General features: G+C 53.6%; 25 protein-coding genes. 9 read left to right on the top strand and 16 right to left on the bottom strand.

The annotated features are described in order from the left end of the window. Positions 1-48 precede the first annotated feature (48 nt). On the top strand, positions 49-858 hold the full coding sequence (locus tag NUW46_RS06455) for a substrate-binding periplasmic protein (RefSeq protein WP_349343592.1): 810 nt from the start codon (positions 49-51) through the stop codon (positions 856-858). Here the strand turns inward: NUW46_RS06455 and NUW46_RS06450 are convergent. The 3 genes from NUW46_RS06450 to NUW46_RS06440 all read right to left on the bottom strand — a co-directional run bounded on the left by NUW46_RS06450 (position 855) and on the right by NUW46_RS06440 (position 3,252). Continuing rightward, on the bottom strand, positions 855-1,244 hold the full coding sequence (locus NUW46_RS06450) for a phosphate-starvation-inducible PsiE family protein (protein ID WP_418141685.1): 390 nt from the start codon (positions 1,242-1,244) through the stop codon (positions 855-857). The genes NUW46_RS06455 and NUW46_RS06450 overlap by 4 nt on opposite strands. A 74-nt stretch (positions 1,245-1,318) precedes the next feature. Further along, positions 1,319-2,254: a M14 family metallopeptidase gene (locus tag NUW46_RS06445; RefSeq protein ID WP_418141684.1), complete on the bottom strand. Its 936-nt coding sequence runs from the start codon at positions 2,252-2,254 to the stop codon at positions 1,319-1,321. A gap of 113 nt (positions 2,255-2,367) precedes the next feature. Continuing rightward, positions 2,368-3,252: a LysR family transcriptional regulator gene (locus tag NUW46_RS06440; RefSeq protein WP_418141683.1), complete on the bottom strand. Its 885-nt coding sequence runs from the start codon at positions 3,250-3,252 to the stop codon at positions 2,368-2,370. 124 nt (positions 3,253-3,376) lie between these two features. On the opposite strand from NUW46_RS06440, the gene NUW46_RS06435 reads away from it, so the two are divergent. The 4 genes from NUW46_RS06435 to NUW46_RS06420 are packed head-to-tail and all read left to right on the top strand — an operon-like array spanning position 3,377 to position 5,663. Then, positions 3,377-3,994, top strand: coding sequence for a glutathione S-transferase (locus tag NUW46_RS06435; protein WP_349343594.1), 618 nt, complete (start codon positions 3,377-3,379; stop codon positions 3,992-3,994). Continuing rightward, positions 3,995-4,351: a nuclear transport factor 2 family protein gene (locus NUW46_RS06430; RefSeq protein ID WP_418141682.1), complete on the top strand. Its 357-nt coding sequence runs from the start codon at positions 3,995-3,997 to the stop codon at positions 4,349-4,351. It begins immediately after the preceding gene. A gap of 37 nt (positions 4,352-4,388) precedes the next feature. After that, a complete protein-coding gene (locus tag NUW46_RS06425) occupies positions 4,389-4,586 on the top strand; it encodes a tautomerase family protein (RefSeq protein WP_136631951.1) in 198 nt (65 codons plus the stop codon). Positions 4,587-4,613: 27 nt separating this feature from the next. Further along, positions 4,614-5,663 carry an NAD(P)H-dependent flavin oxidoreductase gene (locus NUW46_RS06420; protein WP_418141681.1) on the top strand — a complete coding sequence of 350 codons (1,050 nt, stop codon included), beginning with the start codon at positions 4,614-4,616 and terminating at the stop codon, positions 5,661-5,663. Here NUW46_RS06420 and NUW46_RS06415 read toward each other — a convergent pair. Beyond that, positions 5,656-6,015, bottom strand: a complete 360-nt coding sequence (locus NUW46_RS06415) for a winged helix-turn-helix transcriptional regulator (protein ID WP_418141680.1) — start codon at positions 6,013-6,015, stop codon at positions 5,656-5,658. The genes NUW46_RS06420 and NUW46_RS06415 overlap by 8 nt on opposite strands. 110 nt (positions 6,016-6,125) lie before the next feature. Here NUW46_RS06415 and NUW46_RS06410 point away from each other — a divergent pair, with 110 nt between their 5' ends. The 3 genes from NUW46_RS06410 (at position 6,126) to NUW46_RS06400 (ending at position 7,634) form a co-directional block, all read left to right on the top strand. Beyond that, entirely contained in the window at positions 6,126-6,719 is a 594-nt protein-coding gene (locus NUW46_RS06410) for an NAD(P)H-dependent oxidoreductase (RefSeq protein ID WP_418141679.1), read from the top strand. A gap of 11 nt (positions 6,720-6,730) precedes the next feature. After that, positions 6,731-7,111 carry a cupin domain-containing protein gene (locus NUW46_RS06405; RefSeq protein WP_418141678.1) on the top strand — a complete coding sequence of 127 codons (381 nt, stop codon included), beginning with the start codon at positions 6,731-6,733 and terminating at the stop codon, positions 7,109-7,111. A gap of 121 nt (positions 7,112-7,232) precedes the next feature. Continuing rightward, entirely contained in the window at positions 7,233-7,634 is a 402-nt protein-coding gene (locus NUW46_RS06400; protein WP_418141677.1) for a GFA family protein, read from the top strand. A gap of 41 nt (positions 7,635-7,675) precedes the next feature. Here the strand turns inward: NUW46_RS06400 and NUW46_RS06395 are convergent, their stop codons facing one another. From NUW46_RS06395 to NUW46_RS06385, 3 genes are all read right to left on the bottom strand, one after another. Continuing rightward, on the bottom strand, positions 7,676-8,086 hold the full coding sequence (locus NUW46_RS06395; protein ID WP_222466380.1) for a GFA family protein: 411 nt from the start codon (positions 8,084-8,086) through the stop codon (positions 7,676-7,678). Between the two features lie 78 nt (positions 8,087-8,164). Further along, positions 8,165-8,809, bottom strand: coding sequence for a substrate-binding domain-containing protein (locus tag NUW46_RS06390; RefSeq protein ID WP_418141676.1), 645 nt, complete (start codon positions 8,807-8,809; stop codon positions 8,165-8,167). A 69-nt stretch (positions 8,810-8,878) separates the two neighbouring features. Further along, complete coding sequence (locus tag NUW46_RS06385) at positions 8,879-9,034, bottom strand: LysR family transcriptional regulator (RefSeq protein WP_418141675.1); 156 nt, start codon at positions 9,032-9,034, stop codon at positions 8,879-8,881. Between the two features lie 94 nt (positions 9,035-9,128). Between NUW46_RS06385 and NUW46_RS06380 the strand changes: the two genes are divergently transcribed. Further along, positions 9,129-9,632, top strand: coding sequence for a lactoylglutathione lyase family protein (locus NUW46_RS06380; RefSeq protein ID WP_418141674.1), 504 nt, complete (start codon positions 9,129-9,131; stop codon positions 9,630-9,632). A gap of 188 nt (positions 9,633-9,820) precedes the next feature. On the opposite strand, the gene NUW46_RS06375 is transcribed toward NUW46_RS06380, so the two are convergent. From NUW46_RS06375 to NUW46_RS06335, 9 genes are all read right to left on the bottom strand, one after another. Further along, complete coding sequence (locus NUW46_RS06375) at positions 9,821-12,796, bottom strand: DUF3857 domain-containing transglutaminase family protein (RefSeq protein WP_418141673.1); 2,976 nt, start codon at positions 12,794-12,796, stop codon at positions 9,821-9,823. 138 nt (positions 12,797-12,934) lie between these two features. Beyond that, positions 12,935-13,435 carry a hypothetical protein gene (locus NUW46_RS06370; protein ID WP_418141672.1) on the bottom strand — a complete coding sequence of 167 codons (501 nt, stop codon included), beginning with the start codon at positions 13,433-13,435 and terminating at the stop codon, positions 12,935-12,937. Between the two features lie 17 nt (positions 13,436-13,452). Then, a complete protein-coding gene (locus tag NUW46_RS06365) occupies positions 13,453-13,824 on the bottom strand; it encodes a hypothetical protein (protein ID WP_418141671.1) in 372 nt (123 codons plus the stop codon). Between the two features lie 130 nt (positions 13,825-13,954). Then, on the bottom strand, positions 13,955-14,335 hold the full coding sequence (locus NUW46_RS06360) for a hypothetical protein (protein WP_418141670.1): 381 nt from the start codon (positions 14,333-14,335) through the stop codon (positions 13,955-13,957). A gap of 81 nt (positions 14,336-14,416) precedes the next feature. Next, on the bottom strand, positions 14,417-14,638 hold the full coding sequence (locus tag NUW46_RS06355; RefSeq protein WP_418141669.1) for a GDCCVxC domain-containing (seleno)protein: 222 nt from the start codon (positions 14,636-14,638) through the stop codon (positions 14,417-14,419). Between the two features lie 67 nt (positions 14,639-14,705). After that, the gene (locus NUW46_RS06350; protein ID WP_418141668.1) at positions 14,706-15,170 is read right to left on the bottom strand and encodes an Imm26 family immunity protein; all 465 of its coding nucleotides are present in this window, start codon (positions 15,168-15,170) and stop codon (positions 14,706-14,708) included. 59 nt (positions 15,171-15,229) lie between these two features. Further along, complete coding sequence (locus tag NUW46_RS06345; protein ID WP_305967375.1) at positions 15,230-15,709, bottom strand: hypothetical protein; 480 nt, start codon at positions 15,707-15,709, stop codon at positions 15,230-15,232. 653 nt (positions 15,710-16,362) lie between these two features. Continuing rightward, positions 16,363-16,692, bottom strand: coding sequence for a hypothetical protein (locus NUW46_RS06340; protein ID WP_418141667.1), 330 nt, complete (start codon positions 16,690-16,692; stop codon positions 16,363-16,365). 175 nt (positions 16,693-16,867) lie between these two features. Further along, a complete protein-coding gene (locus tag NUW46_RS06335; protein WP_023008831.1) occupies positions 16,868-17,095 on the bottom strand; it encodes a hypothetical protein in 228 nt (75 codons plus the stop codon). Between the last annotated feature and the right edge of the window lie 400 nt (positions 17,096-17,495).

Here is a 17,495-nt window from a genome sequence, read left to right as displayed (position 1 = left end):
CCCGCGAACTAAGCTAAGCGGGTTCCCTCAAACATTTTGAGTATGCTCATGAAAGCTTGTATTCAGGTCGTTCTCGCTTTTGCTCTGTTGGCGGGTCTTACCCTGAGTGCAAGCCGTCCGGCGGCGGCAGATACCGTGCTGCATGTTGCCTATGAAGATAAGACCCAGTTCCCATACTACATGGGTGACACCCAACGGGTTCTGGACAAGCCCGGCGCCGCGGTTGAACTGGTCAAAATGCTTGAGGAACGGATACCTGGCCTGCAGATCAGATTCAGCCGCTATCCCTGGAAGCGTTGCCTCACGATGCTCAAAACCGGCCAGGTAGACGGGATATTCAACGCCTCTTTCAACACCTCGCGTACCCGCATTGGCGAATACCCCTGGGAGGATGGCCAGGTTGATCCCTCACGCCGCCTGACCACCATTAGCTACTATCTCTATACCCTGCCCAACACTGAAATCGGCTGGAACGGCGAAGCGTTCGAAGATCCGGACATCAGCATTGGCGCCCCACTCGGTTACTCAATCGTGAACGATCTTGAGAATCTTGGCGTCTCCGTGATCAAAGTCCGCAGCTCGATGCAAAGTCTGCAGTTACTCAAGGCGAAGCGTGTAAAAGCCGTGGCGCTGCAATCGGTGACCGCCGATTATCTGTTGGCCAACAATCCCGACCAGTTGGAGGGTATTGTCCGGATCGCCCCGCCCCTCAAGACCAAACCCTACTACCTGATGCTTTCGCGCCAATTCAAAGCAGCCCACCCAGAGCTCTCCGAGCAGATCTGGGATGCCATCGGCGAACTCAGAGAAGAAAAACTTGAGGCGCTGGCAAAGCCCTATTTATCAGAACCGGGCTAATCGTCGTATTTGCGAACCTGGTTGAGCCGGGTCATTACAAACGCTGCAATGGCAAGAATCAGAATCGCGATGGCTTCGTAGAGAATGTTCTCGGGTGCCATATCCTTGCCTTGAAGAATGATCAGTCGGGCCAATGCCGTGATGGCAATGTAGATCGGGAAGACAGAAGCTGATCGCCGGTCCGAGTAAAACACGGCCACCATGCCGATGACCTCCAGGTACAGAAACATCAGCAGAATGTCTGCGAGATTGATGCTTTGGGCGACGTACAGCGAATGAAGCTCGAAGGCCACCCCACCAAGCGTCATCAATACAACCAGGAACAGCAGAATACGCTCGATTATCTGAAAAAGTCCGAGCGCCAGCTTCTTTTCAGAAGAATCCATGAAGTTCGCCTTGTTTTTGGGGTCAGCTTTTCAGGAAGTCTAATTAACTTATTCTTCCATGCCGACTCAGTACATCATTTGGCGGTGTCTGAATGGGCCAGCCCGTAATCGATGGCCGCGCAAACCGCAGTAGCCTGCGCGGCATTGCATTGCTCGGGGGTAACTCGCGGGCTATCCGGATAAACCTCGGTAGTGGTTCGGTAGGGCGCCCGAGTCATGCCGGCGCACAGGCCCCACTGGGTAAGTGGGTACTCAATCACGCCCCGCGCAACGACCTTGGAGCCGAAGATCTCGCCATTCTCATCCGCTGGCGCAATGTGCGTCACCTGCTCCACCGCCTTGATCACCGCCTGCTGAAAATCGGGTTTCGGGTTCTCACTGTCATCAACCACATAAAAGCCATCGGGAATTCCTGCCGGCTCGAACGGCTTGCCGTCGCGGGCTGCCAGGGCCGGCCGAAATTCTGATTCGTCGGTATCAGTGGTTTCATGAAGATCGATATGAATCAGAACACTGTCACGGATAGGCGCGACCAATCGCATGAGTGCGGCTGACTCCTCCGCCCGACTTCCCTCGTGGAAGGAACGGTTGGGGTCGATGGCATTGCGGTTCCAGCGATGAATACGCTCATACGCCCAGGGACTCACGCAGGGCGCAACCAGCAGGTTCACGCGGCCCGCATACTCCGCCGCGTGTTTATCAAGGAACTGCAGCGCCCCATGCACCCCGCTGGTTTCATACCCGTGAACCCCGCCCGTGATCAGTACCACCGGCAAATCCTCGTTCCAGTCACGGCTGCGAATCGCCATCAGCCGGTAATAATCCGGGCCGTAATCCAGAGCGCCGTACTCTTCCACATCGAAGCGCGAGCGAAGGCGCTCGATTACACTCAACACCTCCGCCTCGTAACTGCGCTGACGGGTCTGCCGTGACAACCACTCGGCGCGTTCCGCCTCCCCCCATGGGGTGCCAGGAGTGCCGATTGGGTATGGTGTTGGCGCTGTATTCATATCGTTTGAATTCTCCGATGTTGGTCAATGCGTGGGTTTCAGACTGTGAGATGGTACATCCTTCAGTAATGTTGATCCTTGGTTTCGCGATTCACTTCCTCGCGTATTTGATCCTAGTCGAAATCCCTGGACAGAAACCAGGACTGCAGAAACTCGATGCAGCTGAGCAGTTTCGGCTGCGTAAACTGCCGGTTGGGATAGAGCGCATAAAGCGTAAGGTCCGGGCGGCTAGCCTCCGGCAGCACTTCCACCAACTTGCCCTGTTCTATACTTTCCCTGGCCACAAAGCTGGGAAGAAAACCGATCCCCAGCCCGTCCTCAATCACCTGTTTCATGAACAACGTGCTGTTCACCTTGAGGGAACCACCGACGGTAATACCCTGCGCCAGCGGCCAGAAATTTCCCGATTTGAAATAGCTGTACACAAAACAGTTATGGGCGGCCAGATCGTCGACATCACGAATCGGCGGATGGCTCTCCAGGTACCCGGGTGAGGCGCACACCTTGTAGGTAAAACGGACCAGCGGTTTGCCTACATAGTTGGAATCAAGCATCTGGCTGGACGCCCGAAACCCCAGATCGAACCCATGCTCGATCAAATCCAGGCTTTCGTCTCCCAGCTGTATGTCCAGCTCCACGTCCGGGTATTGCTTCATGTAGGCAGAGAACAGTTGCGACAGATCGGTAATGCCCAACGCCATAGGGGCGTTGATGCGTAACTTGCCGCGCGGGTTGTCCTGCATGTGCTGCACATAAGCGTCCGCATCATCTACCTGAACCAGCAATTCCCGGCACCGCTCCAGGTATCCCTCACCAATGGACGTCAATTGCTGTCCACGGGTGGATCTATGCAGCAGCCTCACGCCCAAATCCTCCTCCAGCCGCCCTATCTCCTTGCTGATCATCGAGGTGGTTACATTCAGCTCGTTGGCCACACTGGTAAAGCTACCGGCATCCACCACCCGCACAAACATCCGCATTGCCCGCAATTTGTCCATACTGCCCGGCCTTACTGTTTCCAATTTGTTGATACTGATAAAACATTATTGCCATTTAAGAACACGAAGGGAAGCGCCAAACTTCACTTGCAGTCACGCAATAACCCAACAAACGAGGTTTTATATGTACACCCTGTACTTCATTCCCGGCGCCTGTTCACTGGCCACGCAGGCGATTCTCAACGAGCTCAACCAGGAAAGCACCCTGGTTCACAAGCTGGAAGCCGACCACTTTGAAACCCTGAACCCCGCCGGAACCGTGCCAGTACTGGTCGACGGCGACATGGTGCTGAACGAGGGCGTGGCGATCATCCTCCATCTGCTCAACAAGCATAAGAACAACCTGATCGCTGAAAGCGGGGACGCGCGGCATCAGGCCATCGAAAATATGCTATTCGCAAACGCCACCATGCATCCCGCCTACGGCCGCCTGTTCTTTGCCCAGGCCAACGTGAACGATGCAGCAGCCAGACAGCAGGTTTTCGATTCTGCGGCGGTGGCCATCAACAAACTGTGGCAGGTGGTGGAAGCGAAGCTGGAGCACATGCCGTACCTCGGGGGGCATGACATCTCCGCCGCCGACATTCTGCTGGCCGTGTACTCCCGTTGGGGCGACTTCTTCCCCGTGGATATCGTACTCGGCCCGCGCAGCCGGCAGATGGTGGATGCCGTATTGAAGCGAGACAGCATGCAACTTGCCCTGCAGCGGGAAGAGGCATACAGCGCGGGGGCCGCAGCGTAGATGGAAACCGCACAGACTCAACTCGAAGCCATGGTGAATGAATATTTTCAGGGGCTTCACACCGGGAATGCCGAACGACTCGCGCCGTTGTTTCACAGAGACTGTGTACTCAAGGCACCCGGCCTGCGGCGCACACTGGACGAATGGCTGGCCGATGTCGCAACGCGACCAATACCCGCGAACATCGGACACCCGGAGGACTATCGCATCCTCCAGGTGGAACTGGCCGGAAACCAGGCCATGGTGAAAGTGGCGTGCCCCCTGCCCCACGGCAACTTTACCGACTATCTGGGCTTCCTTAGAGAAGACGGTGTCTGGAAGATCGTGAACAAAATGTACGCGCCAGCCACCGACTGACCGAAAACCCGAAATTATTTAACGAGAGGAATTTCGAATGCCTTATGTCAATATCAAAGTCACCGACGACAACGTAACCGTCGAACAGAAACGCCAATTAATTCAGGGAACAACGCAGCTACTGGTCGATGTCCTGAACAAGAATCCTGACGCCACCCACGTGGTTATCGACGAAGTGTCGACTGACAACTGGGGCGTGAAAGGGGAAACCGTCACCAATCTGCGAAAACGATAACCAACAAACAGGGGAGCAACACTTACAATGACCACCCTCAGGGAATTACTGAACGTGGAATACCCAGTGATTCAGGCACCCATGGCCGGCGTGCAGGACAGCGCGTTGACCATCGCGGTTTCCAAAGCGGGAGGGCTGGGTTCGCTCCCCTGCGCCATGCTCACAGGTGACAAAATACGCGAAGAAGTCGCCAGCATAAGAGCCGCGACCGACCGGCCCTTCAACCTGAATTTCTTCTGCCACACCCAGCCACCGGAAGACCCGGAGAAAGAAGCGGCCTGGCGACAAAGCCTGCAACCTTACTACGGAGAGCTGGGGCTGGACGCGACCGATGACGCCGGCGGCGCAAGCCGTCGACCCTTTGATGAACCAACTGCCGATCTGGTGGCTGAATTGAAGCCTGCGGTAGTGAGCTTTCACTTCGGCTTACCGGCCCCCGACTTGCTGGCCTATATAAAATCCCGCGGCGTGAAGGTACTGGCCAGTGCCACCACGGTGGCCGAAGCCTTGTGGCTGGAGGAGCGAGGCGCAGACGCCATCATTGCACAGGGGCTCGAGGCCGGTGGCCATCGAGGCCACTTTCTGTCTGACGACCTTGGTCTGCACATGGGTACCTTTGCGTTGCTCCCCCAAATCGTATCCAGGGTCAAAATTCCTGTCATTGCTGCAGGGGGTATTGCCTCCGCGGAAGGCGTCGAAGCAGCCACGAAACTGGGTGCCGTCGCCGCCCAGGTCGGTACTGCTTACCTTCTCTGCACCGAAGCAAAAACCAGTGCCATCCACCGTGCCGCGCTCCGGTCCGAGCAGGCGTCCCACACCGAAATCACCAACGTATTTTCCGGTCGCCCGGCGCGCGGCATCGTCAACCGGCTTATCAGAGAGCAAGGCCCTCTCAGTACGCGCGTGCCGGACTTTCCCAATGCCACAGCTGCGCTGGCGCCCTTGAGATCGGAGGCTGAAAAGCGCGGAAAGGGGGACTTTTCGCCCCTGTGGGCGGGTCAGAACACTACGGGGTGCGAGGAAATCTCAGCCGGAGAAATGACGTTGAAATTGGCTGGAGCACAACAAGCTAGCTGATATCGTATTTCTCCGACCACACCCTCAGGTCGTCAAGGATCTTCAGCGCGCTGCGGCCAAAATCGGTCAACTCGTAAGTGGCCGCGACTGGCCGATCATTGATGACCTTTCTCACCACCATCTCCCGCGACTCCAGCTCCTTGAGGCGCTGATCAATCATCTTCTTGCTGGCACCACCGAGCATGCGGGCAAGGTCGTTGAAGCGCACCGGGCCGTCTTTCAGGTGATAAATGATGGAGCCGGTCCATTTTCCGCCGATGATGCGCATGCCCCTTTCAATAGCGCAGGGTTCCATGCAGGCGTTGAAAACTTTTTTCCGACCGTAATCGTCTGTTTCTACGCGACTTTCCATCCTTTCTCCAGCACCTGGTATGAGGTTACCAAAAGTATACTAATTGATCGCCGTTTACAGGTAACCATAGTATACCAGCACTACATTCGTTACCACAGTCGGAGGTTCCGATGAGCAATATCCTCATCATCAATGCGCACCATTACTATCCCTTCGCAGAAGGCAAACTCAACGGAACTCTGGTCCAGATGGCCGACGAGTTGCTCACTGCCGACGGGCATCAGACAAGAATCGTGGAAGTCGATAAAGGCTGGGACGTGGACCAGGAGCTGGAAAACCACCAGTGGGCAGACATCATCCTGCTGCAAACCCCGGTTAACTGGATGGGCGTGCCCTGGAGCTTCAAGAAGTACATGGACGAAGTGTACACCGCCGGTATGGGCGGCGCCTTGTGCAACGGCGATGGCCGCACCGAAGAAGCACCCAAGGCAAATTACGGCAATGGCGGCACGCTGCAGGGCAAAAAATACCTGCTTTCACTCACTTTCAATGCCCCCGAAGAAGCCTTCAATAACCCGGATGAATATCTCTTCCGCGGCGGAAGCGTGGACGACCTGCTATTCCCTATGCACATGAACTTCCGCTTCTTCGGCATGGAAGCGTTGAACACCTTCGCCTGCTACGACGTTATGAAAAATCCGCAGGTGGAGTCGGATTTCCAGCGTTTTCGGACCCACCTTGCTGCCGAAATTCCAACCGCTTAAAGGAGGCAGCCATGCCCAGCACCAATCTACGGAACCTGCTTTTCGGCGCCGCCTTTCTGGCGGCCACCGGAGGCGCCACCGCAGAAAGCCAGGCGGACCAGGCCGCGCACGTGGCCTCCCCCGAGTATTACAGCGTGCTCAAAGAGAATGAGCATGTGTTAGTGCTGAAGATGGTACTGCAGCCCGGTGAATCAGACGCCATGCACCGCCATCACAATGAAACGGTCTACTTCCAGAAAGGCGGCCAACTCACCATCACCCAGCCTGGCGGAGAATCATTTCAGGCAAATGTGCCTGATGGACACGTGATGTGGCACGAGGCCTGGACCCATCAGGTCACTAACAGTGGCGAGAGCGAAGTGGTTGCAATCATTGTTGAGGACAAACCATGAGCAATCGGAGCCGCTTATGGCTCGATCGCTCGATGTGCTCCGCATGATCCCCCGCCTTTATCGGTTTCATCCGGAGCAACGCTAGTGCGAATTCAACGTTTTTAGTTGGGAGGAAAGCACCATGACTGAAACACATCAAGTACATTGCGACTGCGGCAAAGTGGAAGTCACCATGACCGGTGCACCAAAAGTCCACGCTTTCTGCCACTGTGAAGATTGCCGAGACCTGCTTCAGGTCCCCTATCACTCAGTGCTGGCCTGGGAAGCAGAGCAGGTTTCGGTGACAAAGGGCGAGCCGAGTGTGAAAACATTCCAGCACCCTTCCAAACGCATGACACGCGTGTTCTGTGCTGACTGTGGCGAGGTGCTTTACAACACCAACGCCATGGGCTGGAAGCTGGTTTCACAGATCCTGGTGCTCAAGACCAACGGATACACACTTCCGGAGTCTTATCAGCCCAACCGGCATTTCTTCTATGACCGTAGAATCGTCGACATTGATGATGCGCTGCCCAAGCGATAGCGCTCGGTAGGTTAGAGGGACTAAATGACGACAGGCGGGAATTATTGAGCCGTAGCTGGCAGTCCCTCGAACTCTGGCACTCCCGCTGACGCCTCTTCCCAGGCGGCTTTGCTGGATGAAAAGATGTGTGCCGTTGGCGACAGGGAGATCTCCGAGTCCAAGCTACCTGCTGGAACAACGAGCAAACCGGCTATCTGAGTGTCGGGCAATGCTGAACCACACAGCTTACAAAAGCTCTTGTTATGACGAGTGCCAGGAAGCGTAAAGGAGGTTACAGCATCGGCACCGGCCAACCAGGTTAATTCAGCGGACTGTGAAAACAGGTTTGCCGCGTGAGCCGATCCAGTATCTTTTTGACAGTGCCGGCAGTGACAGAGGTAGAAGCTCTCGAAGTCGCCCTCTATCTCATATTTCACGGTGCCACACAGGCAAGAGCCAGAATGCGTCGTCATCTTAATCCCTTATTGAGCAGTTAGATGGCAACATCACTGCGCACACGAGTGGCGCGACGTGCCAAATTCCAGGCCGGTTTAAAGCCATTTCCTGGCTTCCGCAATTATAGTCCGCATTCTCGCCGCAAGTGCCCGGTGCCGTGGAACACACAGATACAGCGTTTCACTCACCGGGTTAGCAAGACGATGAGCTCTGATGTGCTCACGCTTCTCAAAAGCTTCAACGGCATGCGCAGGCAGCACGGTAAATCCCAACCCCATACTTACCGGCTCCAGAATCAAACCAATCTGGTTTGAGAAGCCTTTCTTCGGAAACAGGTTGCTGTGCTGAAACTCGGGGTAGTTGGCACCAAGAAGCAAACTGGCGTGATGACTGCCATCAGGATGGTCGATAAAGCCGAGGTTCATCAGCGTGTCCCAATCCGGCTCCTTAACGGTGGCCGGTGTTACCAACAGCAGCGATTCCTGCGCGACGGGCGTGCAGCTTACGTCGGCCAGGGTCGGTCTCGACGTCATGAATCCGAGATCAACATCAGACGCGCCGATGTCAGTTTCCACATCGGAATTTGGCGCAAACCGGTAATCGATAACCAGCTTCGGGTGTTTGCTCTGAAGAGCCAACAGGTGTGGATAGAGCTTCAGCCCGACACTGCCCGGGGACATGATTCGCACACTGCCTTCAAAGGGCGGGTCTTCTCCCACTGTCTGCTCAAGATTCGACAATGCGAAGAGGATGCTCTGCGCCTCGGTGTACAGCCTCTCTCCTGCACCGGATAGAGAAAACTGCTTGCCCTACCTCACCAACAAATCGGCACCCAGTTGCTCCTCGAGTTTACGCACATGCTGACTCACGCCCGACTGTGTCATGTGAAGGCGTTCAGCCGTACGGGTGAAATGACCAACTTCCACCAGTGTGCAAAAGGTGCGCAACCAGGTCGTATTTATCATTACACTCCATAATGTTTACAAGAATAAATGATAATTTTAAATGATTGATCAGCAGATGTAACCTGCTCTCAGTCTCAACAGAGGAGGACAGGACATGAACAACGTTTACCCGAGAAATTTCTCACACATCGGCATATCCGTGCCCGACCTTGAGCAAGCCGTAAAGTTCTACACAGAGGTGATGGGTTGGTACCTGATCATGGAACCAACCGAGATCGAAGAGGACGACAGCGCCATCGGAGAAATGTGCACCGATGTATTCGGCGCAGGCTGGGGCAGCTTCCGTATTGCTCACCTATCAACAGGCGATCGAATCGGCGTGGAGCTTTTTCGGTTCAAGAACCAGACCAACCCGGAAGACAATTTCGAGTACTGGAAAACCGGGGTTTTTCACTTCTGTGTGCAAGACCCGAACGTAGAGGAACTGGCAGAGCGGATTGTGGCTGCGGGCGGTAAAAAGCGCATGGAGAAACCGCGCTACTATTATCCCGGCGAAAAGCCCTACCGCATGATTTACATGGAAGACCCGTTTGGCAACATCCTGGAAATCTACAGCCACAGCTATGAGTTGATTTACAGTGCGGGCGCCTACCAATAAGCACCCAGGTGTTTTAGAGAGACTTTCCGCTGCGGAAAGTCTCCCTGATTCAACAATCGTGAAACTGGACGCAGAGGCTAACCAAAGCAAAACCGTGGTTATCAGAAAGCCATACTGCCAGGCAGGATAACTATTTCGCAGTCTTCAACGATACGAGGATACTTTGAACCTCTCCACGGCTTCCTCCATCAAGTTGCCAGCCGTGACTCAAGACTCTGAACAAAGGATTCGTCGCCGTCGACCGAAAGTACAAGCCAGAAAAAGGAGCCGTCCTTCAGGAAGACCTTGAGCATTGTCGATTCCAGAGCACCGCCTTTTTTAACCTCCAGATCAGCAATATCCTCATACCTTGCCTTGACGAACTGGAATCCACCAGTGTTGTCCTGCCAATACGAAAAAACACCCTCATTGGTGAGCGCATTGCCATCCTGCCTGAAGTCCCAAAGCGCGTCGGAATAAAACTTCAGGATTTCTTCTTGCGGACCAATAACCGATTGCCGGGACAAAAACAGCTTGAGATCAGCCGGGAGTTCCTCTCCTGAAACGACTTGGTCCGATGGAATGATGCGTAGTTCTTCAGCCACCATAAGGCCCATGATGAGCGAGAAAATGAGTGCAGCGGCTGCATGCCGCAGGCGCCAACGTGAGTTGAATGCAAAAGCCTCACGGTTCTCCGGAAGTCGATTTACATAGTTCTGCAGAGGCAACAGGCAGAGCGGCCCCAGTATCAATGTAACCAGCATCAGGAGCGCCGGGGTCTGGTCTGCACTCTGAATCAGTGATAGTACGAAAAACGCTATCGCCAATAATGCGCAAGATAGCGCGGCTAGTGGCAGATGGTAGCTGCCCACAGCATTGTTTCGCGCGTGGGCGAACAAACCGTAGCAGGTAATCGGGATAAACAGCCCACGAGCCCAGCTCCACAGGTTTCGGGAATCACGCTCGCTGATGTAGCGCCAATTACGGTACCCCCAGAAGACCTGATAAAGGCCGAGCGTAATTACACCGAGGGCAATGAACTTGGTGGCTGAGACCGGATAATAGTGGCTTTGCAGATCGAGCTTTTTCTCACGACGCCGATCGATGATGTAATCGATGATAATGAGCAAAACCAGAAGAAAGAGCACACCGGCTAAAATGCTGATGATCATCATACGATGATCTTCTTCCTCGGCTACTAGCTGCGGCATCGGTTCCTGCAGGCCGTAGTAGCTCAGATTCTTCAGCTTTTCGATATCCGAGTTGTAGCGGGTGATGTCCTGCGCCGGCACAAAGTCAGTCTTCGACTGGTATCGATGGGTCACTTCCAATTGATAGCTATTGAAGGAAACCTCTCGCTCATACCGGAAATAGGGGTTGTCCACAACCTCATGTTCAGCGGGCAGAGACCAGCTTTCATCGAGGCCCTGCACGACCCATTTCTGTTGTACGGTGATGGGGTGGTATTGATGATAGGGATCGCTTCGATTCTGATCCTTCGGTGGCACGGCAAAATCGTCTATCTGATCGGCTTCCAGCCAAAGGGTTTGTGTGAAGCCCCCCTCATCAGTGCTCCATAAATCTGCCACTCGATAACGCTCATCGATGACAATCTGGTTTTTTCCGGTCCGATCGACGTAGGCAGGCTTCTGGATGACTTCCAATTCAGGAAAGAGCGACTCGTAATAACGGATGTATTCCTGCTGAAACTCATCACCGCCCTGCGCCACGCGGCCACGCATGGTTGTTGCTTCGTCACCACTCATCTGCGTTTTGATGTGCAACGCGAGTGGCTGATCGCGATCCTTTTCCAGAAACAGTTTTTGTTCAATATCGAGTCGGGGTGTCGTCTGCGTCGACGAATCGGGGTAATGGGGCGTGATGCCGTTATTCTGCCCGTCAAGAACCAGGCCGGCGCCGTAGTCGGCCAGGGTCCGGCGATTCAGGGCACCTCTCTGATGAGTGTTGGTGCCATCCACCCAATAGAGTGAATCACCGATGTGAGCCTGAGTAATGACATGGTCAAATGCGAAAGGCGAGGGAGCGGACTCGGCGACTTTGTGCCGAAGGTCGGTATTAACCAGAACGGGGTGGGCCGTAATGCCCATTTGGCCAAGGAGAGTATTGAGCAGCAGCGTTTTATCCTTGCAGTCACCAAAGCGGCGCTGCAGAACTTTTTCAGGGGGGCGGGGTTGATAGGAATGCGCACCCATCTCTATGCCGACATAACGAATTTCCCGCTGTACAAAATCCAGAGCGGCCTGAAGGCGTTGCTCTGGTGCCTGGTGCTGTTGAGCGATGGTCTCGGCGATTTCCCGAACCTCCTCCGACACCGGGGTAGACACGGCATACAAGGGAGCGGCCCATTGCTGCACATCTTCCCAGCTCTGGAATTGACTCACACTCACATGGGCGAGCGGGCGATACCAGCTGGGCGTGCCACCTTCGACTGGCCGGGCCTCCGTCGCTTCCTGACGCAGGACATATTCCACGGTTCCAGTTTCAGCAGTGCGGGTGAATCGGAAATTCGGAGACGAGGGCTGAATGTGCAGCGGGCTGCCCTCGTCGGTCAGAAAACGTAGCCGGTGCCGAAGCACCGGTACCTGCCATTGCAACGAGTAATGGCCAGAAAAAAGACCATCAAAAACGGGGTTGTTACCTTCCAGGCTATAACTGTATTCCACCAGGTCACCGACGCGGAGATCTTCCAGTATCAGGTGAGCCGTTAGCGAGCCGTCGTATATTTGCCGCTCAAGGTTGGACTCACGCTGGAGAATCTGAAACTGGGCTTCATCCAGACGATCAATGACAAGGTCACCGCGGTGAATCCTGAGGCTGTGGAAAGACAATGATTCATAGTCGGGATCGAACACAACGGAAAGCGAGGACAGCTCCCGGAGGCCCTCTTCATTTCGGATCTGGCTGGCAACTCGAAAGTACTGACGAGTCTTTGCGTCCCGCAGATCGGTTTGAACGTCGTAGAGCAGGTACTCCACTCCGCCTAATCCCACTCCTCCGGAGGGTTCTGAAGGCGGGAGCTCCATATCGGTGACCCAACCGGGCTGGGCCCGTTTGTTGATCGTCGCCGACTCGGAGACAGCGCTGCCGGAGACCAGGAACCAGAAAACCAGAAACAAGAGGATGCCGCCCGGTGAGCCGGGTCTTGGAATCGACAGGCCTTTCATATATTGAAACTCTTAGTGTTTTTTGAGCAGGCCCGCGGCGGCAGCCACGCGCTGTCATTCAGACCGTTTGGAGTCTAGCACTTCAAAGTACTGATTGAGCGGGATCTGTTTCTCATTGGAGGCAGGTGCGTGGCCAAGTTATGCCTTCGCTCGGATAGCACGGATATCCTCGATATCCACTGGGCGTGAGAGCGCGGTCTTATACTGGACCAAGTCGTCCTTCAACATGAGGGGAAGATTCAGACCCAGCAACTGCACCGTCGCATAGCGTGAAAAATCTATATTGAGCGGAACCCAGGTCTCGTTGCCTGCATCAAAGATTTGTGCACCGTTGGCGTTACCCACCTCCACTTTGACACCCTCATATTTGAACTGGACGTAGGTCAGGTCCCAGCCCTCCTCCTGGCGGTGGGCAGCAGCTTTGGATATAAACTGCTGCCCTGCCTGGACCACAGACGAAAAGTGCTCCCCAGGGACGAAGAGATCAATGTCATGCAGATCGCGCTGAGAGCCATATCCCCTCGCGGCAAGCCCGCCACAAATGAGGAAGGGGACATTCCTGTTCCTCAGTAGCGAAACAATCCACTTGGCTGCTGATTCATAACGTCGCCAGCATGCGCGGCTTTGTGGTGCAGTCATGAGAAAATTAATCTGATCTAGCGCTCCCCGGCCCATTCCCCGTCAACATTTATTATCTTGCACGGGTATTTCGCTTCGTGCCTTTTATTATTTTTCTGACAATCTATCAACGAATTCTCTATCGCGTACTGGATTGAGGTTCTATTTGACTTCCAAGACCAGGCACCCATATCAGATTGAGCAAAAGCTTTGTGTTCGGTGGCATGGACATACTCCTCACGGTACGACTTCAGCGCCTGATTCGTAACGATCGAAGCCTCACCAACAGCTTTTTGTTCAAAAGACGGCTCGACGATTTCGCCTGTGCCTGGTGCTGAATGGGTGGGTTGTTGATAGGTGGCACACCCAACCAGCAGAGGAATGAATACGATGAAGATTCCCGCTCTCAAAACTGACTCCTTGATTGATGCTGACGCCGAGCAAGGCGATTAATGAAACTAATTCTGTGGGTGTCCGGCGCCGGAGCGCAACAGAGGGAACCAAAAGCGCCACGCTTTTAGAGTCCGGTTGACCGCTTGGTTAACGGCTATTGGCACCGGCCCACACGTACTTGTTAAATATTGCCGGCGCTACGACTGTTACGACCACCGCCGCGACCAACCCAAATGTACCGGACCAATCCTCGGCAAAATCCAGTAAGTGACAGAGCCACGCACCAGGGTTGTCATAACAATACTGCGGCGCAGACTTTGTCGCTGGCACGGCAAAGGGAAATATCAGCAGTGCTCCGATCAGAGTTTGAATCCCGTAGCTCGTACAACCACTGAAAAACGCGAAACGCTTTGGAGAGCAAAGCCCCTTCCATTTGGCAAAGAGATAACCCCATAAGACGGGTAACCAGAACACAGCGGCCAACCCTATGCCTATCGCTATCGAAATGCCGAAGATCTTAATTTCCACTCTAGACTTCCATATCTGAGACTAAGGCCGCTAACACAGAAACGAAGGGGCGCGTCTCACGCGCTCGCCTTCCATGATTTATTATGGGGCTGGAGCACAACACCCTGACCCTTTTTGAATTGGTGGGCACGGTACCGTGCCGAATGAACAAAAGACACAACAGTCGCCATGCCTGGGCTTCAGTAATACATGACAAGACTCACACTCGTAAAAATACTGGCATGAGTCGGTAGGCATGGTTACCGTTTTCTGATGGCCACAGTTTGGACATTCGATCGTTGATTCCAAAATCACATCTACCATAGCCACACCCACCCGAAAGTTATGAATTAGCCCAACCTATATTAGGCCAGCGGACTTCACCCAATGGTTATGGCTTGTTCTCAGCTCTCAATGATTCTTCCCACTTACATACCCCACCTTCCTTGTGTGCTTGCAGTCTGTCCTCAACATGATCCTTTCGCCAAACTGCGGCGCACTCCAGACCAACACACGCCTCCCTCGTGGAGGGTATATCGTTGGTACAGTCTACGTAGTGATAAAACTTCTTCGAGACAATATCGTATCGGTAAAACATGGCCTCCGATATTGATAGTTCTTTGAACGGCACATCTCCGATAACAGGCCAACCATTCTTGCCAATCGCTGAATTCATTACCCAAAGCTGAAAAGCTACCTTGCCGAATAATTCTGTCGTTATTTCAGGACGTTCCGTAAATGTAGCCTCTGTAAATGCAACGAGAGGTTCCTCAATAACTACACCATATGAAAATGAACCGTCATCAAGCTCAACTTCAACAACATTTCCCGGCTCCCATTTTTTTCTACGAGGCATAGTCTTCCTTAGGCACAACGCCCGGCGGCCAGACAAGGCCGTCCGAGTGACGCGGCTTGTTACAGGCTGATGCCATAGTGGCTACTCAGCCGGTTAATTTGGTCTTGGTGTTGTTTTAGGAGAGGGCTTATCAACATGGCTTCTGCGCCACCATTCCTGAGAGTGCCCACGACTTCAGCTGGATCGCTATACTTGCGCAGAAACGGAAGACCACGCTCGTTAAAGTGTTCATAAAGTTCGAACGCCGATGATTTGGCCGCCTCTCTATTCGATACGGGAAATCGAAGCTGTCCCCTGCCTTCAATATTTCCCAGCTCTGCACCAACAATACAAAGTCGCTCCTTACCCGCTTTGAACTCTACGGCAACGTCGGCCACCGCATCGAAATCTTCCAAGTGATTGATGCAACCTATGTGGAGATACCAGACGAAGCCTTCCTCTGATCTCTGGAACTCTCTTTTACTCTTGATGAACTTCCAATCAGGCAATAGGAACTTCAATTCTTCGAGCAAGATACTCTGCAACTCAGATACTTTCATGGCATGTAACGCTTAGCTTAGCGGCGCCCTTGTAATGGAGGCGAAGCCGCAATGAAAAAGGCGTCCGGCGGCCATCGGCCGCGTACTACAGCGACTGGTTATGGGATTCAAACCTGAAGCTCCCTAGCCCGCCGAGACCCGTAAAGCATTATTGATTACAGCACTACCAGCAATGCTCAGCATGAGACCGTAAAATACGGCCATTCTGTTGCTCGCTGGCCAGGAAAAATGTTGGCAAATGAACAGAAAGGGCTTTGCGAAAGTTGCCCGCTGGAAAGCATATGATGCGAAAAAACCCAACCCGGCAACCAACATCAAAACTCCGGACCATGCGGGACCACCGACGTGCACAACAAGAAAAGCCTCGTCAGGTCGGCTGAAAAACAGCTGCCAAACAACCGCACCACAAAAAACGGCGAGTCCTGTGTATATCGCTAGGTGCTTCATTCTCAACTCAACTTGAGCCCATAACGCCTGCATAAACGGCGGCTTTTGCGTAGCGAAGCGAAGGAAAAGCCGTCCGGTGGAGGGCCTTTAGGCCCGGAACGTATTTAATGCACTGGTTAGATGGTTTTGATGAGAAAGGGTCTTCAAAGGGCACTGGCGCACCTTTTTTCGACCGTTACCCTCTTTTCACCATCAGCCAGCTCAATTTAATTCGCCTCAGGGTCCCTGAGCGCCCGGTAAATTTCCGGATTCTCTTTCTTGAAAACGAGATACGCACGAATCACGAACACCCCAAATATGATTGCAGCCAGAACGCTTTGGTAAAAGTTCTCATCTGGAAGCACCAGAAATACCACATAAGATGGTGCATACCCCAAAGATAAAATCCACATTGGGAATATCAAATCCAAGAACAGAGCTGACCAACCTCGCGATTCAATCTTGAGCCGATATCGGCAACGGTAGTAAACGCTCAGAGTTTTATAGGCCAAGAAACCTGTTAATAGTGCCGATGCTACTGCCACAGCCCATGACATATTCATTCCTGTAGATTGTTGCTAGATTTCGGCTTTCGTACCTAACTTGGTCTGGCCTAGCAGTTGAAATCGCCTGACCAGATCTAGCTGAGCATGTAATTCCTTGGACATATAACGCGGAGCGAAGCGGCGGCTGAAAGCCGTCCGTCTTACGCGGTTTGTTATGTGCTGGAGTTCAGAACTCATCTCGGAGTCGATCCCTACGCTGCGCAATGAACTCTTCGTAGCTAATGTCTTGAGCTTGATGCAGCGTCTTCTCAAAAATACAGCACAAATTCCAAAGAGCCCTTTGCTCAGCCTGATCTGCAATAGAGAGCCGATCTGTATCACTAAACCTGCGGACAAACTCGAAAAGCACCCAAGCTTCGTCCTCTGTGAGCTTAATCTCGATTTCGTCGCTCATGGATACTCCTACACATAACGCAAAGCGCAGAGGCGCCCTTGTAATGGAGGCGCAGCCGCAATGAAAAGGGCGTCCTGCGGCCTTCGGCCGCGTACTGACGCGACTGGTTAGCTGGGGGTAATTGCGATGCCTGTTCCCTGGCTAACAACATGACGGCCCACTGCGCTGCCTTGGCACCGGCAACCGCCGATGCACGTTGATGAAATCACCGCCTATGAAGCGGTGAACAAACCTGAACTTCAGACTAGCAGATCACAACCGAGTTAGCGGCGGATTGCCCCACACGGCGAACACCGGAGTTGCTGAAAATGACGGTGATCGATTTGGCTGCGATTATGACGCCGGTTTGAAACCAATGGGCACACAGCCAACAAAAAACTACGCCAAACCAAACAGATAA

The organism is Marinobacter sp. MA (assembly GCF_048298425.1).
Lineage (GTDB): Bacteria > Pseudomonadota > Gammaproteobacteria > Pseudomonadales > Oleiphilaceae > Marinobacter > Marinobacter salsuginis.
This window is presented reverse-complemented; position numbering and strand designations above follow the sequence as displayed.

Bases quoted from the DNA above. Each gene is read 5' to 3' on its own strand.
- NUW46_RS06425 (WP_136631951.1), top strand. From the start codon at position 4,389: ATGCCTTATGTCAATATCAAAGTCACCGACGACAACGTAACCGTCGAA.
- NUW46_RS06370 (WP_418141672.1), bottom strand. From the start codon at position 13,435: ATGACTGCACCACAAAGCCGCGCATGCTGGCGACGTTATGAATCAGCA.
- NUW46_RS06435 (WP_349343594.1), top strand. From the start codon at position 3,377: ATGTACACCCTGTACTTCATTCCCGGCGCCTGTTCACTGGCCACGCAG.
- NUW46_RS06420 (WP_418141681.1), top strand. From the start codon at position 4,614: ATGACCACCCTCAGGGAATTACTGAACGTGGAATACCCAGTGATTCAG.
- NUW46_RS06340 (WP_418141667.1), bottom strand. From the start codon at position 16,692: ATGTCATGGGCTGTGGCAGTAGCATCGGCACTATTAACAGGTTTCTTG.
- NUW46_RS06355 (WP_418141669.1), bottom strand. From the start codon at position 14,638: ATGGTAGATGTGATTTTGGAATCAACGATCGAATGTCCAAACTGTGGC.
- NUW46_RS06450 (WP_418141685.1), bottom strand. From the start codon at position 1,244: ATGGATTCTTCTGAAAAGAAGCTGGCGCTCGGACTTTTTCAGATAATC.
- NUW46_RS06395 (WP_222466380.1), bottom strand. From the start codon at position 8,086: ATGACGACGCATTCTGGCTCTTGCCTGTGTGGCACCGTGAAATATGAG.
- NUW46_RS06385 (WP_418141675.1), bottom strand. From the start codon at position 9,034: ATGATAAATACGACCTGGTTGCGCACCTTTTGCACACTGGTGGAAGTT.
- NUW46_RS06440 (WP_418141683.1), bottom strand. From the start codon at position 3,252: ATGGACAAATTGCGGGCAATGCGGATGTTTGTGCGGGTGGTGGATGCC.
- NUW46_RS06350 (WP_418141668.1), bottom strand. From the start codon at position 15,170: ATGCCTCGTAGAAAAAAATGGGAGCCGGGAAATGTTGTTGAAGTTGAG.
- NUW46_RS06380 (WP_418141674.1), top strand. From the start codon at position 9,129: ATGAACAACGTTTACCCGAGAAATTTCTCACACATCGGCATATCCGTG.
- NUW46_RS06415 (WP_418141680.1), bottom strand. From the start codon at position 6,015: ATGGAAAGTCGCGTAGAAACAGACGATTACGGTCGGAAAAAAGTTTTC.
- NUW46_RS06335 (WP_023008831.1), bottom strand. From the start codon at position 17,095: ATGAGCGACGAAATCGAGATTAAGCTCACAGAGGACGAAGCTTGGGTG.
- NUW46_RS06410 (WP_418141679.1), top strand. From the start codon at position 6,126: ATGAGCAATATCCTCATCATCAATGCGCACCATTACTATCCCTTCGCA.
- NUW46_RS06375 (WP_418141673.1), bottom strand. From the start codon at position 12,796: ATGAAAGGCCTGTCGATTCCAAGACCCGGCTCACCGGGCGGCATCCTC.
- NUW46_RS06405 (WP_418141678.1), top strand. From the start codon at position 6,731: ATGCCCAGCACCAATCTACGGAACCTGCTTTTCGGCGCCGCCTTTCTG.
- NUW46_RS06455 (WP_349343592.1), top strand. From the start codon at position 49: ATGAAAGCTTGTATTCAGGTCGTTCTCGCTTTTGCTCTGTTGGCGGGT.
- NUW46_RS06430 (WP_418141682.1), top strand. From the start codon at position 3,995: ATGGAAACCGCACAGACTCAACTCGAAGCCATGGTGAATGAATATTTT.
- NUW46_RS06400 (WP_418141677.1), top strand. From the start codon at position 7,233: ATGACTGAAACACATCAAGTACATTGCGACTGCGGCAAAGTGGAAGTC.
- NUW46_RS06345 (WP_305967375.1), bottom strand. From the start codon at position 15,709: ATGAAAGTATCTGAGTTGCAGAGTATCTTGCTCGAAGAATTGAAGTTC.
- NUW46_RS06445 (WP_418141684.1), bottom strand. From the start codon at position 2,254: ATGAATACAGCGCCAACACCATACCCAATCGGCACTCCTGGCACCCCA.